This window comes from Streptomyces sp. SAI-127 (genome assembly GCF_029894425.1).
Classification (GTDB): domain Bacteria; phylum Actinomycetota; class Actinomycetes; order Streptomycetales; family Streptomycetaceae; genus Streptomyces.
The window spans coordinates 5,705,226-5,718,547 of sequence record NZ_JARXYJ010000001.1 but is presented as its reverse complement, the minus strand read 5'-3'; the positions used below and the strand labels follow the sequence as shown (position 1 = coordinate 5,718,547).

Below are 13,322 nucleotides of genomic sequence, written 5' to 3'. Positions count from 1 at the left end.
GCGCTGTCATGGCGGTTACTTCGGGTCGGCGTTGAACTTCGCGGTCGACCAGCGGTAGCCGAGCACCGCGAGGCCGAGGCACCAGGCGACGGCGAGCCAGCCGTTGTTGCCGATCTCGGTGCCCAGGAGCAGTCCGCGCAGGGTCTCGATGGCCGGGGTGAAGGGCTGGTACTCGGCGATCGGCTGGAACCAGCCCGGCATCGCGTCGACCGGCACGAACGTGCTGGAGATGAGCGGCAGGAAGATCAGCGGCATGGCGTTGTTGCTTGCGGCCTCGGCGTTCGGGCTGATCAGGCCCATGCCGACGGCGATCCAGGTGAGCGCCGTGGCGAAGAGCACGAGCAGTCCGAAGGCCGCGAGCCACTCCAGGACGGTGGCGTCGGTGGAGCGGAAGCCGATGGCCACGCCGACCGCGCCGACCAGGACCACGCTGACGATCGACTGCAGCACACTGCCGACGACGTGTCCGACGAGCACCGAACCGCGGTGGATCGCCATGGTCCGGAAGCGGGCGATGATGCCCTCGGTCATGTCGTTGGAGACGGAGACCGCGGTGCCGATCGTGGTGGAGCCGATGGTCATCAGCAGCAGGCCCGGGACGAGATACGCGATGTAGTCGGAGCGGTCGCCGCCGCCGATGCCCGCGCTCATGGTGTCGCCGAAGATGTAGACGAAGAGCAGCAACAGCATGATCGGCGTGAGCAGCAGGTTCAGGGTGAGCGAGGGGTAGCGCCGGGCGTGCAGGAGGTTGCGGCGCAGCATCGTGGACGAGTCGCGTACGGCGAGGGAGAGGTTGCTCATCGGACGGTCTCCTTGGGCTGGTCGGTGACGTCGGAGCCGCCGGTCAGGGCGAAGAAGACGTCGTCGAGGTCGGGGGTGTGCACGGTCAGCTCGTCGGCCTCGATGCCGGCCGCGTCGAGCCGGTCGAGGATCGCGCGCAGCTCGGACTGGCTGCCTCCGCTGGGGAGTTGCAGGGCGAGGGATTCGTCGTCCCGGGTGACCTCGCCCAGTGCGGAGGCGGCGCTCCGGTAGGCGTCCGGGTCGGTGAAGCGGAGCCGGACGTGACCGCCGGGAACCAGGCGCTTGAGTTGTTCGGCGCTGCCCTCGGCGGCGATCCTGCCGTTGTGGAGGACGGCGATGCGGTCGGCGAGTTCGTCGGCCTCCTCCAGGTACTGCGTGGTGAGGAAGACGGTGACGCCGTCGGAGACCAGCTCCCTGATGATCTGCCACATGGTGTGCCGGGAGCGGGGGTCGAGGCCGGTGGTCGGTTCGTCGAGGAAGATGATCCGGGGGTCGCCGACCAGGGTCATGGCGATGTCGAGGCGGCGCTTCATGCCGCCGGAGTAGGTGGAGGCGGGCTTCTTCGCGGCCTCGGTGAGGTCGAAGCGCTCCAGCAGTTCGGCGGCGACCCGCCGTCCCTCGGCCTTGGACAGGTGGTGCAGGTCCGCCATCAGGAGCATGTTCTCCTCACCGGTGATCAGCCCGTCGACGGCGGAGAACTGGCCGGTGACCCCGATCGCGGCCCGCACGCCCTGCGGGTCGGCGGCGAGGTCGTGGCCGCCGATGTGGATGCCCCCGGTGCCCGGGTCGGCGGATATGAGCGTGGAGAGGATCTTGACGGCGGTGGTCTTGCCGGCGCCGTTCGGACCGAGGAGGGAGAAGATCGTGCCGGCGGGCACCTGGATGTCGATGCCGTCGAGGACGGTCTTGTCCCCGTAGGACTTGCGCAGGCCGTTCGCCGCGATGGCCAGGTCGGTCATGGTGGATGCTCCTTGTGAGGGCTGCGGGTCAGAGGCTGCGGGCGGTGATGTCGCCGTGCGCGGTGGTGGCGCGGATGGCCAGGCCGGCATGGGCTCCTTCGGTGTTCTTGAGGGTGTTGTGGACGCGGCCGTAGGAGGTGTCGGCGTCCAGGGAGGCCGACGCGGCGGTGTCGACGGTGATGTCGCCCATCTGAGTGGTCAGCACGACCGAGCCTGCGACGGCCTCGGCGATGCGGATGTCGCCCCGCTGGGTGCTGATCTGAGCCGGTCCGGCCAAGCGCCCCACGTTGACGTCGCTGTCGGCGGCCGTCAGGCGCAGGCTCGCGGCCTCGTCGATCTTGACCGGGCCGTGGGCGCCCTGGAAGACGACATCGCCGAGGCGTCCGACGGCGCGGAACTCGGCGGCGGCGGCCTTGGCCTCGACGTGCGAGCCGGCCGGGAGCTGGACGGTGATCTCGACGGAGCCGGAGGGCCCGAAGTACTGGTTCTTCGCGGCCGGGGCGGCGATCCGCAGGACACCGTCGTCGCCGCGGGTGACCTCGATCTGCTCGGCGGCCCGGGTGTCGCGGCTCTTGGCGGGGTCGGCGGGCCGGATCTCGACGGTGGTGTCGGTGCGGTCGGCGGCGATGACCTGGACGCGGCCGGCGGGGAGGTCGATGACGGTGGTGACGGGGGCGGTGGTGTCGAACTTCTGCATCAGGTGCTCCTGCGTTCGTCGCTGTTTCCGATGAACGAAAAGCTACGTTGCATTCACGGATCCGGCAACAGAGTCGTTGCACAAGACCTGTATAAGCGCAGGTAGTTGACGATATTTCATTGCAACGACTCTAAAAGTAATGCAACGTCAGGCCTCGGATCGTTGCAATAGAATGAAAATGAACGCTATGCTGCGGGCACCAGGGACCACGAAGGAGACCGCGATGCCGGGAGGCAGGCTCACCCAGCAGGAACGGCAGCAGATCGCGCTGGGAGTGGCCGACGGCCTCGCCTACGCGGAGATCGCCCGCCGCCTCGAGCGCCCCACCTCGACCATCACCCGCGAGGTCATGCGCAACGGCGGCCCCACCGCCTACCGCGCCGACCTGGCCCACCGCGCCACCGAACGCCGCGCCCACCGCCGCCGCCAGACCACGCCCCGGGGGGCGCAGACCCCCGAACCGGCCCATGGCCGCGATCCCGAGGCGGTGCGCGAGTACGAGGAGACGTTCACCACCGTCCTCATGCAGACGGGCGCGCCCAAGATGATGTCGAGGGTGCTGACCTGCCTCTACACCAGCGACACCGGCAGCCTCACCGCCGCCGAACTCGTCCAGCGCCTTCAGGTCAGCCCGGCGTCCATCTCCAAGGCCATCAGCTACCTCGAAACCCAGGGCCTGGTCCGGCGGGAACGCGACGACCGGCGCCGCGAGCGCTATGTCGCCGACGACGACGTCTGGTACCAGTCCATGATCGCCAGTGCCCGCGGCACCATCCAGCTCGCCGAGACGGCCCGTCAGGGCGTGGGCGTCCTCGGCCCGGGCACCCCGGCCGCCACCCGCCTGGAGAACATCGCCCGCTTCCTCGACTTCGTCTCCGAAAGCCTCACCCGCGCCGCGGACCAGGCCCGTGAGGTGCTGCACACGAAACCGGAGACACCCTCGGACGGCGCTACCTGAGCGACTGACGCCCGATGGCGTCGACGAGAAAGCCGGCGCAGGGCCGGACACCGGCACGCAGCTCGCCGTCCCACCGCTCCTCCTCTTCCCCGAGGTAGACGGCCCGGGCGTGGGCGAGGACGGCCCGGTGTGCGGACGGCAGCCGCTCGATTACCCAGTCGGCCGCGGCGTCCTTGGAGCGAATGGTGTCCGTGGCGAGGGTGGTCCAGATACGGGCGAGGGTGAGCAGGACGTTACGGGAGTCGTGGTCCAGGTCGCCCAGGAGCTGCGGCACTCCGGCGACGATCGCGCGCCGGAGGTCCACGAGGGGCACCGGGTCGAGGAGTCGGTCGGGCGGAGGTCCGTGCAGGGCCGTGTCCCCGGCCAGGGTCATGGTGAGCAGGGGCGCGAGATCGGGACTGGACTCGGGCTCGGGAAGCACACCCCGCTCGTACTCCTCGCGCAGCCACTCTCCGTAGAGGAAGTCGCAGACGGGCGGGTACCGCCACGGCCGTACATCGTCCTGTACGACGACGATCAGCTCGACGAGCCGAGCACCCGGAACGCCGGACACCCTCATCAACTCCCCTACCAGGGCCCGGCGTTCGTCACGGTTCAGCGACCTCCGTACGACGACCAGCACGTCGATGTCGCTGTGCGGGCGAAGGCCGGCGAGGACGGCGGAGCCGTGGAGGTAGATGCCGAGGGGGGTGCCGGAGAGGGTGCGGTGGACGATGCGCGCGACTGCCGGGGCGCTGTCGACTGGCATGTGCGTCATCCCTCCGTGTCCTTTTGACCTTGCGTATCGTTGTACCGCGCGGCTGTGCTCGTCCATGGGCAGCCGGGGAGGAGTGCCACGATGACCGTCCTTGAAGACAGGATCGAGATGGCCCACGAGAGCGAGGAGCTCACGCTCGACGCACTGTTCGAGCGCCTTGAGCACATGCCCGTCCCCGAGGGATACAAGGTCGAGATCGTCGAGGGGGCCGTCTTCATGTCGCCGCAGCGGGACACGCACTGGGAAATCATCCTGGACATCGTCGAGCAACTGCGCACCAAGTACCCGCGCAAGCGCGTGAAGTCGGATGTCCGCGTCGACTATCCGGGGCACCTCAATGGCTTCGCCTCCGACGTGACGCTGGTGGCCGAGGGCGCCGAGAAGGACAGCAAGGGGCTGTGGCAGTCCAAGGACATCGAGTTCGTCGCCGAGGTCATCTCAAAAGGCACGGCCGCCAACGACTACGGCCCCAAGAAGATCGCCTACGCGCTCGCCGAGGTCCTCGTCTACCTCGTCGCCGACCCCTACCAGGGCAAGTGTCACCTCTACACCCAGCCCAAGGACGGTGAATACCTCACCGAACTGTCCGTCGCCTTCGGAGCAGACGTCGACATGACCACCACCCCCCTCGAACTCACCCTCAAAACCGATGAGTTCCCCCGCGACTGACTGACAGAATCCGCCGTATGGCGATCATCCACCACACCACCCTCAAGCCCACCAAGCTGGACCTGCTCACCACCTGGCTGCTCACCCGCCCGTGGTACACCGGCACCGGCACCCCCGAGTTGACCAAGGCCGGCGGCTTCCGGCTGGACGACCCGGAGGGCGAGGTCGGGATCGAGTTCATGGTGGCCGTCGACTCCTCCGGCCGCGAACCCGTCGCCTACCTGGCCCCCCTCACCTACCGCGCCGCCCCGCTCCCCGGTGCGGACCACGCCCTCGTCGGCACCATGGAACACGGTGTACTGGGCCCCCGCTGGGCCTACGACGGCATCCACGACCCGGTCCTGCGCACCGAACTCCTCGCCCTGTTCGAGGGCCGCACCCAGGCCCAGGCCCAGAGCCTCACCGACACCCCCGACCACGAGGTCACCCACTCCTACGCCGGCCCCGCCCTCCCCACCGGCCCCGCCGAGGTCACCGAGGACCAGGACGGCACCCAGCTCGCCCTCCCCGACGGCACGGTCCTCCGCCTGCACCGACGCCTGCCGCCCACGGCCCCCGAGGGCGCGAACGGCCACGTCTCCGGAGCCTGGAACGCCCCCGACGGCACCCGCACGCGAGCCGCTTTCGCGACCCTGCACACCTCCTGAGACCGGGGATGTCACAGCGGAGGCGGCTGTCTCGTCCCGAGAGGTGCAGGCAAGCCTCGATCAAGGAGTGGACGATGAACCTCGCGCTGTGGATCGCCGCCGGACTGCTGGCCGCGGTGGCCCTGACCGGTGGCGTCACCAAGACCTTCGTGCCCAGGGAGAAGCTGGCCGCGGCCCACGGCGGAGGATGGACCGGGGAGGTCGGCACGGCCTTCGTGAAGACCCTCGGCATCCTCGAACTCCTGGCCGCGGCCGGACTGGTCCTGACCGCCGCACTCGACATCGCACCCGTGCTGGTGCCCGTGACCGCCGTCTGCTGGATCCTCCTGATGGTCGGCGCGATGATCACCCACGGCCGCCGGGGCGAGTCCGCGTTCGTGGTGCTGAACCTGGTCTACCTGGCACTCGCGGTGTTCATCGCGTGGGGCCGTTTCGGCCCCGAGTCCTTCACCGGCTGAGAGGAGCCGCGGACGGCATGAGCAGGACCGAGGAGTTCCAGCGGCTACGGCCACTGCTGTTCTCGATCGCCTACCGGATCCTCGGCAGCGTCGGCGAGGCCGAGGACGCGGTCCAGGAGACGTGGCTGCGCTACGAGGCCACCGCGACCGAGCCCAGGTCGGTGAAGGCCTACCTCTCGACCACGGTGACGCGGATCGCGATCGACGTACTGCGCTCGGCCCGCGTCCGCCGGGAGGAGTACGTGGGCGAATGGCTCCCCGAGCCACTCCTCGACGACCCCTACGAGGACCCGGAGCGGGCGGCCGAACTGGCCGAGTCGGTGTCGATGGCGGCCCTGTTGCTGCTGGAGCGTCTCAGCCCGCTGGAGCGCGCGGTCTTCGTAATGCGGGAGGTCTTCGACTTCGGCTTCCCCGAGGTCGCGGCGGCGGTGGGCCGCTCGGAGGCGGCGTGCCGCCAACTCGTGTCCCGGGCCCGGCGCCACATGGCGGCGGGCCGCCCCCGCTTCGAGGCGGACCGGGAAGAGCGCGAGGAACTGGCGTCGCGCTTCTTCGACGCCCTCCGCGAAGGCGACGTGGACGGTCTGCGGGGACTGCTCGCCGCCGATGTGTCGATGGTCGGCGACGGCGGCGGCAGGGCCCCGCAACTGGCGAGGGCTGTCGCGGGCGCGCAGAACGTGGCCCGGCTGCTGGGTTCGGTCTACCCCCGGATGGCCCGGATCGAGGTGACCTTCGAGCCGCACGAGCTCAACGGCCAGCCGGGCGCGATCTTCTACGACCGCGACGGCAAGGTCCTCCACACCCTCGCCCTGGACATCCTCGACGGCCGCATCCAGACGATTCGCGCGGTCATCAACCCCGAAAAACTCAGCCACGTGGGCCCGGTGGCGGACGCGTGGGCGATCCACCGCGAGGTCCGGGCGAGCCGCCCTTCCTGACCGCCCTCTCCAAAAGCAATCCCTCAAGCACGTGCTTGCCTTGAGCGCACTCGAAGGCGTTGGCTGAGGGTTCATGAAGTACACGCAGCTCGGACGCACCGGACTCAAGGTCAGCCGACTCGTCCTCGGCACCATGAACTTCGGCCCGCAGACCGACGAGACCGACTCCCACGCGATCATGGACTCGGCTCTCGACGCCGGGAATCAACTACTTCGACACCGCCAACGTGTACGGCTGGGGCGAGAACAAGGGCCGTACCGAAGAGATCATCGGCAGCTGGTTCGCGAAGAGCGCCGCCCACCGCGACAAGGTCGTCCTCGCCACCAAGGTCTACGGCAACATGGCCGCGGACGGCGAGGCCTGGCCGAACCACGACAAGCTGTCGGCGCTGAACATCCGCCGTGCCGTCGACGCCTCGCTCAAGCGGCTCCAGACCGACTACATCGACATCTACCAGTTCCACCACGTCGACCGCGCCACCCCCTTCGAGGAGATCTGGCAGGCGATCGACACCCTCGTCCAGCAGGGCAAGATCCTGTACGTCGGGTCCTCCAACTTCCCCGGCTACAAGATCGCCCAGGCCAACGAGGTCGCCGCCCGGCGCGGCGGCACCATCGGTCTGGTCAGCGAGCAGTGCCTGTACAACCTCGCCGAGCGGCGCGCCGAGATGGAGGTCATCCCGGCCTCCCAGGAGTACGGCCTCGGCGTGATCCCCTGGTCCCCGCTGCACGGCGGTCTCCTCGGCGGGGTCATCAAGAAGGAGGTCGAGGGCGGCCGCCGAGCCTCGGGCCGCGCCGCCGACACCCTCAAGGACACGGCCAAGCGCGCCCAGATCCAGTCGTACGAGGACCTGCTGGAGAAGCACGGGCTGGAGCCCGGCGAGGCGGCCCTGGCGTGGCTGCTGACCCGCCCCGGCGTGACGGGTCCGATCGTCGGCCCGCGCACGGCCGAGCAGCTGGAGTCGGCGATCAGGGCGGTCGAGCTGGAGCTGAGCGAGGAGGTCCTGGCAGGCCTGGACGAGATCTTCCCGGGCCCGGGCCCGTCTCCGGAGGCCTTCGCCTGGTAGCGCACCAAAGGGGCGCGGGGCGGAGTCGACAGGGGGCTCCGCCCCGCCCCGCGGCCGCAGTTCCTCTACCTGCCGAGGGCCGCAGCCAACGCCACAACGACGAACATCATCACAAGCACACCGGCCATGATCCGGTTCCGGGTCTTCGGGTCCACGCATCGAGCCTAACCGGCCCCGCCCAGCGCCCAGCGGCCGACCACCTCGTAGCGGGGCTGCTCCCCCGGCACCCCGGACTTCGGAAGGTTGCTCCGCACCAGCGCCAGCTCGTCGACGGTCCAGGTGCGGCTGGTGAATCCGTCCAGAACCGAGAGATACGGCCGCACCTCCACCGCCTCCCGACTGCGAGCCACGGTCAGGTGAGCCTTGTACCGCCGGTGCTCCCCCATCTCCACCCCCGCCTTCCGCGCCGCCGCCTCCGCCCGCTCCGCCAGCAGCCGCAGCACCGGCAGATCGCCGAAGGCCCCCGCCCACAACGCCCGGCCGTGCCCGAACTGCCCGCCACCGCGCAGGGCCAGCGGGAAAGACGGGGTCCGCCGGGCCGCCCGCTCCAGCCGTGCCGACAGCTCCGGTACGACGTCCTCGTCGACCTCGCCGTAGAAGGCAAGGGTGAAGTGCCAGCCGGCAACGCCGGTCCAGCGTAGCTCGGACGCTCCGGGGAGCCGCCTCAACTCGGCGACCTTCAGCGCGAGTTCGTCGGACACGTCCTGGGGAGGCAGCACCGCGGCGAAGAGTCTCATGGGATCAGCCTGTCACCATGAGGGCATGGAGATCAGCATCAGGGACGGCGGACCCGACGACATACCCGTGATCCTCGGCATGCTCGACAGCTGTGTGGAGTGGCTGGTCGCGCAGGGACGTCCCGGCCAGTGGGGGACCGAGCCGCTGTCCGGGAGCCCCAGGACCGTGGAGTCCGTCGCCCGGTACGTCGACGAGGGCAGCGTGTTCATCGCCGAGGCCGGCGGCGTCCCGGCCGCGACCCTCACGATCACCGACTCGCCCGGCGCCTATCTGGCTCATCTCCCGCCGCCCGGCGAGCCCGAGCGGTACATCCACTGGCTCGCCTCCGACCGACGCTTCAAGGGCCACGGCGTGGGCAGTGCCCTCCTCGCGCACGCCGCCGAGGAGACCCGGCGCGCGGGCGTCGCCCTGCTGCGGGTGGACTGCTACGCGGGCGACGACCGCAAGCTGGTCGCCTACTACGAGGCCAACGGCTTCGCCCCGACGGAGACGTACACCGCCGGGGCGAACAACGACTGGCCGGGCCAGGTACTGGCCAGGCGGGTGCTGCCGTAGCACTCAGGCCGCCGCGGCCAGTTGCTCCTGCGTCTCGCGCGGCACGAACCGGACGTGCGGGTGACCGTGGTTCCAGCCCACCGACAGGCGCAGGTTGCCGACCCTGGCCAGGACCAGGCCGATCGTGACGGCCGCCGCCGCGGCGATCGCGCCGCCCGACGCGAGGCCGGCGCGGACGCCGTACGCGTCGGTGATCCAGCCGGCGATCGGCGCGCCCACCGGCGCTCCGCCCATGAACACCATCATGTACAGGGCCATCACGCGGCCCCGCATGGCCGGGTCGGTGCTCATCTGGATGCTGCTGTTGGCGGTGACGTTGACCGTCATGCCGAACATCCCGATCGGGACCATGAGCAGGGCGAACAGCCACAGCGATGGAGCGATCGCGGCCACGATCTCCAGTGCGCCGAAGGCCACCGCGCCCGCCAGCAGCACCCGCATCCGGGCGGTGCCGCGCCGGGCCGCGAGCAGGGCGCCGGCGAGGGAGCCGACGGCCATCAGTGTGTTGAAGAGGCTGTAGGCGCCGGCGCCCGCGTGGAAGACGTCGTCGGCGAAGGCGGACAGGAAGACGGGGAAGTTGAAGCCGAAGGTGGAGACGAACCCGGCCAGGACGATGGTCCAGATCAGCTCGGGGCGTCCGGCCACGTAGTGCAGGCCCTCCCGCAGCTGTCCCTTGGCGCGCGGGGCGCGCTCGACGACGTACAGCTCACGCGCCCGCATCATCATCAGGCCGATGAGCGGGGCGACGAAGGACAGGCCGTTGGCGAGGAACGCCCAGCCTGTGCCCACGCCGGTGATCATGACACCCGCGACCGCGGGGCCGACCAGACGGGCCGACTGGAAGTTCGCGGAGTTCAGGCTGACCGCGTTCTGCAGCTGGGCCGGGCCGACCATCTCGGAGACGAAGGACTGGCGGGCCGGGTTGTCGACGACGGTCGCGAGACCCACGACGAAGGCGGCGAGGTAGACGTGCCAGACCTGGACGTGGCCGGTCAGGGTGAGGGCGGCGAGCGCGATGCCGGTGGCGCCCATCGCGGACTGCGTGAACAGCAGCGCGCGGCGCTTGGGCAGCCGGTCGACGAGGACACCGCCGTAGAGGCCGAAGAGCAGCATCGGCAGGAACTGCAGGGCCGTCGTCACGCCGACGGCGGTGGCGGAGCCGGTGAGGCTGAGCACCAGCCAGTCCTGGGCGATGCGCTGCATCCAGGTGCCGATGTTGGAGACGACCTGGCCGACGAAGAACAGGCGGTAGTTCCTGACCTTCAACGAGCTGAACATCGAGGACTTGCAGGGGTCGTGGGTGGTCGGTGCGGGGGCGGAGTCTGCTCCGGGTCCCGTACTCAAAGTGCGTTCGCCTCCTCTTTGTGGCTTACAGGTGTGCGAGTTTCTCCAGCACGGGGGCGGCTTCGCGCAGTTTCGCCCACTCGTCCTCGTCGAGGCCGTCGACCAGGGTGGCCAGGAAGGCGTTCCGCTTGGCGCGGCTCTCCGCGAGCATGGCCTCGGCCTGCTCGGTCTTCGTGACGACCTTCTGGCGCCGGTCCTCGGGGTGCGGCTCCAGCCGGACGAGTCCCTTGGCCTCCAGCAGCGCCACGATGCGGGTCATCGACGGCGGCTGGACGTGCTCCTTGCGGGCGAGCTCGCCCGGGGTGGCCTTGCCGCAGAGGGAGAGGGTGCCCAGCACCGACATCTCGGTGGGGCTGAGCGACTCGTCGACCCGCTGGTGCTTGAGCCGACGGGACAGTCGCATCACGGCTGATCGCAGGGAGTTCACGGCGGCAACGTCGTCGCCATGGGTAAGGTCCGGCATCTCTTTAGCGTAACTCATTACTCTCGCTAAACAAGCTCGCGCGCACGGGGATTCCCGTGACTCAGGCCACTGAAACCCGATCTTCACCCATACGAGTGAGTCGACAGCGGAATGTGAACGCCGCTCGGCGCGGGCGGCGACCCTCGTGCTCATGGGGACCAGCGTGCTCAGCCTGCGGATAGACGGGGAGCTGCTCGAGCGGCTCCGCGACCATGCGGCCAAAAGGGGGATGAGCGTCCAGGACTATGTGATCCGAACGCTCATCCGAGACGACTTCGACGAGCGGTTCCAGACCGCCGTCGACGAGACCGAGAAGTTCTACGGGGTCACGTGAGAGCGGATCACGTGAGAGCGGATCACGTGCGTGCGGGTCACGTCAGGCCCAGCGCCGGCATCAGGTAGTAGAAGCCGAACACCGCGGCCACGACATACATCGGCACCGGAATCTCCCGGCCCCGTCCGGCCGCCAGCCGCAGCACCACGAAGGTGATGAAGCCCATGCCGATGCCGTTGGTGATCGAGTAGGTGAACGGCATCATCACCATGGTGATGAAGGCCGGGATCGCGATGGTGTGGTCGGCCCAGTCGATGTCCTTGACGTTCCCCGCCAGAATCAGGAAGCCGACCGCCAGCAGGGCCGGGGTCGCCGCCTGGGACGGGACCATCGTCGCGACCGGCGTGAGGAACAGTGCAAGGGTGAAGAGACCGCCGGTGACGATGTTGGCGAAACCGGTGCGCGCACCCTCGCCGACTCCCGCCGTCGACTCCACAAAGGCCGTCGTCGCCGACGACGAGCTCGCGCCGCCCGCGGCGACCGCGAGGCCGTCCACGAAGAGCACCTTGTTGATGCCGGGCATCTGCCCCTGGGCGTCGGTGAGCTTGGCCTCGTCGGAGACGCCCATGATCGTGCCCATCGCGTCGAAGAAGCACGACAGCAGGACCGTGAAGACGAAGAGGATGCCGGTCAGCACGCCGACCTTGTCGAATCCGCCGAAGAGGCTGACCTTGCCGAGCAGACCGAAGTCGGGGGTGGCGACCGGGTTGCCGGGCCACTTCGGAGCCGTGAGACCCCAGGACGGGACCTTGGCGACCGCCTCGATGATCACCGCCACGACGGTCATCGTGACGATCGAGATCAGGATGGCGCCGGAGACCTTGCGGACGATGAGCGCGAGGGTCAGCAGGGCGCCCAGGATGAAGACCAGGACCGGCCAGCCGTCGAGGTGACCGTCGGCGCCGAGCTGGAGCGGGACCGTGGTCTGGGCGGCGTCCGGGATGCGGGAGACGAAGCCGGCGTCCACGAGCCCGATCAGCATGATGAACAGGCCGATACCGATGGAGATCGCCTTGCGCAGCCCGAAGGGCACCGCGTTCATCACGCGCTCGCGCAGACCGGTGGCGACCAGCAGCATCACGATGAAGCCCGCCAGGACCACCATGCCCATCGCGTCCGGCCAGGACATCCGGGGCGCGAGCTGGAGCGCGACCACCGAGTTCACACCGAGGCCGGCGGCCAGCGCGATCGGGACGTTGCCGACCACGCCCATGAGGAGCGTGGTGAAGGCCGCGGTCAGGGCGGTCGCGGTGACCAGTTGGCCGTTGTCCAGCTGGTGGCCGTACATGTCCTTGGCGCTGCCGAGGATGATCGGGTTCAGCACGATGATGTAGGCCATCGCGAAGAACGTGGCGAAGCCGCCCCGGACCTCCCGGGGCAGACTGCTGCCCCTCTCGGAGATCTTGAAGTAGCGGTCGAGGGCGGTCGGCATTGGATGTTCCTACGAGTGGATTTAGACAAGGTCAGACACAAACCGTTTCAGTATGAACGTATAACGTCGACCATGACCATCTCCGCGCGTAGATGTGATCGCCTCGTAAGCTGTCCCCATGGCCGGTTTTTTTTCGGGACCCATCAAGCACGAGGCGCCGGAGCCCCTGGAAGGGCCCGTCGTCGCCACCGTCACCGGTGGCACGATCCTCTGGTTCGTGCTCTTCCTCGTGCAGCTTCCCTTCTACGGCTGGTTCGCGGACCACGACCACACCTGGTGGCTGTGGACCTGCCTGGCCGGGGGCGTGCTCGGGCTGTACGGCACCTGGTACGTGCGGAAGCGGGACGCGGCGATCAAGAGGGCGGCCGGCACCGATTCCGCCGCCGACCCTGCTGCCGAGTGACGAACGTCCCCTAATACCACGGCATCACTCGCCCGTTCCCGTCTCCTCCCCAGGTCGGAACTTCCGGTCACTCGGCGGGTGAAGCCGCAAAACCGCACGTACCGT

At 69.2% G+C, this 13,322-nt stretch carries 16 protein-coding genes and 1 pseudogene; 9 read left to right on the top strand and 8 right to left on the bottom strand.

Annotated features, from left to right (window positions below; translation table 11 throughout):
* Positions 1-15: 15 nt before the first annotated feature.
* Genes M2157_RS26280 through M2157_RS26270 form a run of 3 tightly spaced genes read right to left on the bottom strand, consistent with a single transcriptional unit; the run spans position 16 to position 2,457 of the window.
* Positions 16-801, bottom strand: coding sequence for an ABC transporter permease (locus M2157_RS26280; RefSeq protein ID WP_266517712.1), 786 nt, complete (start codon positions 799-801; stop codon positions 16-18).
* Positions 798-1,760: an ATP-binding cassette domain-containing protein gene (locus M2157_RS26275; protein WP_280858397.1), complete on the bottom strand. Its 963-nt coding sequence runs from the start codon at positions 1,758-1,760 to the stop codon at positions 798-800. The genes M2157_RS26280 and M2157_RS26275 overlap by 4 nt, the downstream gene beginning before the upstream one ends.
* Before the next feature lie 28 nt (positions 1,761-1,788).
* Positions 1,789-2,457 (bottom strand): DUF4097 family beta strand repeat-containing protein, encoded by a 669-nt coding sequence (locus tag M2157_RS26270; RefSeq protein WP_280858398.1) that lies wholly within the window; start codon positions 2,455-2,457, stop codon positions 1,789-1,791.
* A 223-nt stretch (positions 2,458-2,680) separates the two neighbouring features.
* Between M2157_RS26270 and M2157_RS26265 the strand changes: the two genes are divergently transcribed.
* Positions 2,681-3,415 carry a helix-turn-helix domain-containing protein gene (locus tag M2157_RS26265; protein WP_280866356.1) on the top strand — a complete coding sequence of 245 codons (735 nt, stop codon included), beginning with the start codon at positions 2,681-2,683 and terminating at the stop codon, positions 3,413-3,415.
* On the opposite strand, the gene M2157_RS26260 is transcribed toward M2157_RS26265, so the two are convergent.
* The gene (locus tag M2157_RS26260) at positions 3,408-4,172 is read right to left on the bottom strand and encodes an aminoglycoside adenylyltransferase family protein (protein ID WP_280866355.1); all 765 of its coding nucleotides are present in this window, start codon (positions 4,170-4,172) and stop codon (positions 3,408-3,410) included. The genes M2157_RS26265 and M2157_RS26260 overlap by 8 nt on opposite strands.
* Positions 4,173-4,253: 81 nt before the next feature.
* Here M2157_RS26260 and M2157_RS26255 point away from each other — a divergent pair, with 81 nt between their 5' ends.
* The 5 genes and pseudogenes from M2157_RS26255 (at position 4,254) to M2157_RS26235 (ending at position 7,948) form a co-directional block, all read left to right on the top strand.
* Entirely contained in the window at positions 4,254-4,841 is a 588-nt protein-coding gene (locus M2157_RS26255; protein WP_266563249.1) for a Uma2 family endonuclease, read from the top strand.
* A gap of 17 nt (positions 4,842-4,858) precedes the next feature.
* Positions 4,859-5,488, top strand: coding sequence for a 1,4-alpha-glucan branching protein (locus M2157_RS26250; RefSeq protein WP_280866354.1), 630 nt, complete (start codon positions 4,859-4,861; stop codon positions 5,486-5,488).
* 74 nt (positions 5,489-5,562) lie between these two features.
* On the top strand, positions 5,563-5,946 hold the full coding sequence (locus M2157_RS26245) for a DoxX family protein (protein ID WP_266563245.1): 384 nt from the start codon (positions 5,563-5,565) through the stop codon (positions 5,944-5,946).
* 17 nt (positions 5,947-5,963) lie between these two features.
* A complete protein-coding gene (locus M2157_RS26240; RefSeq protein WP_280866353.1) occupies positions 5,964-6,881 on the top strand; it encodes an RNA polymerase sigma-70 factor in 918 nt (305 codons plus the stop codon).
* A gap of 73 nt (positions 6,882-6,954) precedes the next feature.
* Positions 6,955-7,948 (top strand): annotated as a pseudogene (locus M2157_RS26235) (aldo/keto reductase).
* A gap of 164 nt (positions 7,949-8,112) precedes the next feature.
* Here M2157_RS26235 and thpR read toward each other — a convergent pair.
* Positions 8,113-8,685, bottom strand: coding sequence for an RNA 2',3'-cyclic phosphodiesterase (thpR, locus tag M2157_RS26230; protein WP_280866352.1), 573 nt, complete (start codon positions 8,683-8,685; stop codon positions 8,113-8,115).
* Between the two features lie 25 nt (positions 8,686-8,710).
* On the opposite strand from thpR, the gene M2157_RS26225 reads away from it, so the two are divergent.
* Entirely contained in the window at positions 8,711-9,241 is a 531-nt protein-coding gene (locus tag M2157_RS26225; RefSeq protein ID WP_280866351.1) for a GNAT family N-acetyltransferase, read from the top strand.
* 3 nt (positions 9,242-9,244) lie between these two features.
* On the opposite strand, the gene M2157_RS26220 is transcribed toward M2157_RS26225, so the two are convergent.
* Together M2157_RS26220 and M2157_RS26215 are read right to left on the bottom strand one after the other, a co-directional pair.
* Complete coding sequence (locus tag M2157_RS26220; RefSeq protein ID WP_348541805.1) at positions 9,245-10,585, bottom strand: MFS transporter; 1,341 nt, start codon at positions 10,583-10,585, stop codon at positions 9,245-9,247.
* A gap of 25 nt (positions 10,586-10,610) precedes the next feature.
* Complete coding sequence (locus M2157_RS26215; RefSeq protein WP_266563229.1) at positions 10,611-11,048, bottom strand: MarR family transcriptional regulator; 438 nt, start codon at positions 11,046-11,048, stop codon at positions 10,611-10,613.
* Positions 11,049-11,193: 145 nt separating this feature from the next.
* Here M2157_RS26215 and M2157_RS26210 point away from each other — a divergent pair, with 145 nt between their 5' ends.
* On the top strand, positions 11,194-11,382 hold the full coding sequence (locus M2157_RS26210; RefSeq protein ID WP_266517675.1) for a ribbon-helix-helix protein, CopG family: 189 nt from the start codon (positions 11,194-11,196) through the stop codon (positions 11,380-11,382).
* A 37-nt stretch (positions 11,383-11,419) separates the two neighbouring features.
* Here the strand turns inward: M2157_RS26210 and M2157_RS26205 are convergent, their stop codons facing one another.
* Positions 11,420-12,814, bottom strand: coding sequence for an NCS2 family permease (locus M2157_RS26205; RefSeq protein WP_280866350.1), 1,395 nt, complete (start codon positions 12,812-12,814; stop codon positions 11,420-11,422).
* Positions 12,815-12,932: 118 nt separating this feature from the next.
* On the opposite strand from M2157_RS26205, the gene M2157_RS26200 reads away from it, so the two are divergent.
* Positions 12,933-13,217, top strand: a complete 285-nt coding sequence (locus tag M2157_RS26200) for a DUF2530 domain-containing protein (RefSeq protein ID WP_280866349.1) — start codon at positions 12,933-12,935, stop codon at positions 13,215-13,217.
* Positions 13,218-13,322: the final 105 nt, after the last annotated feature.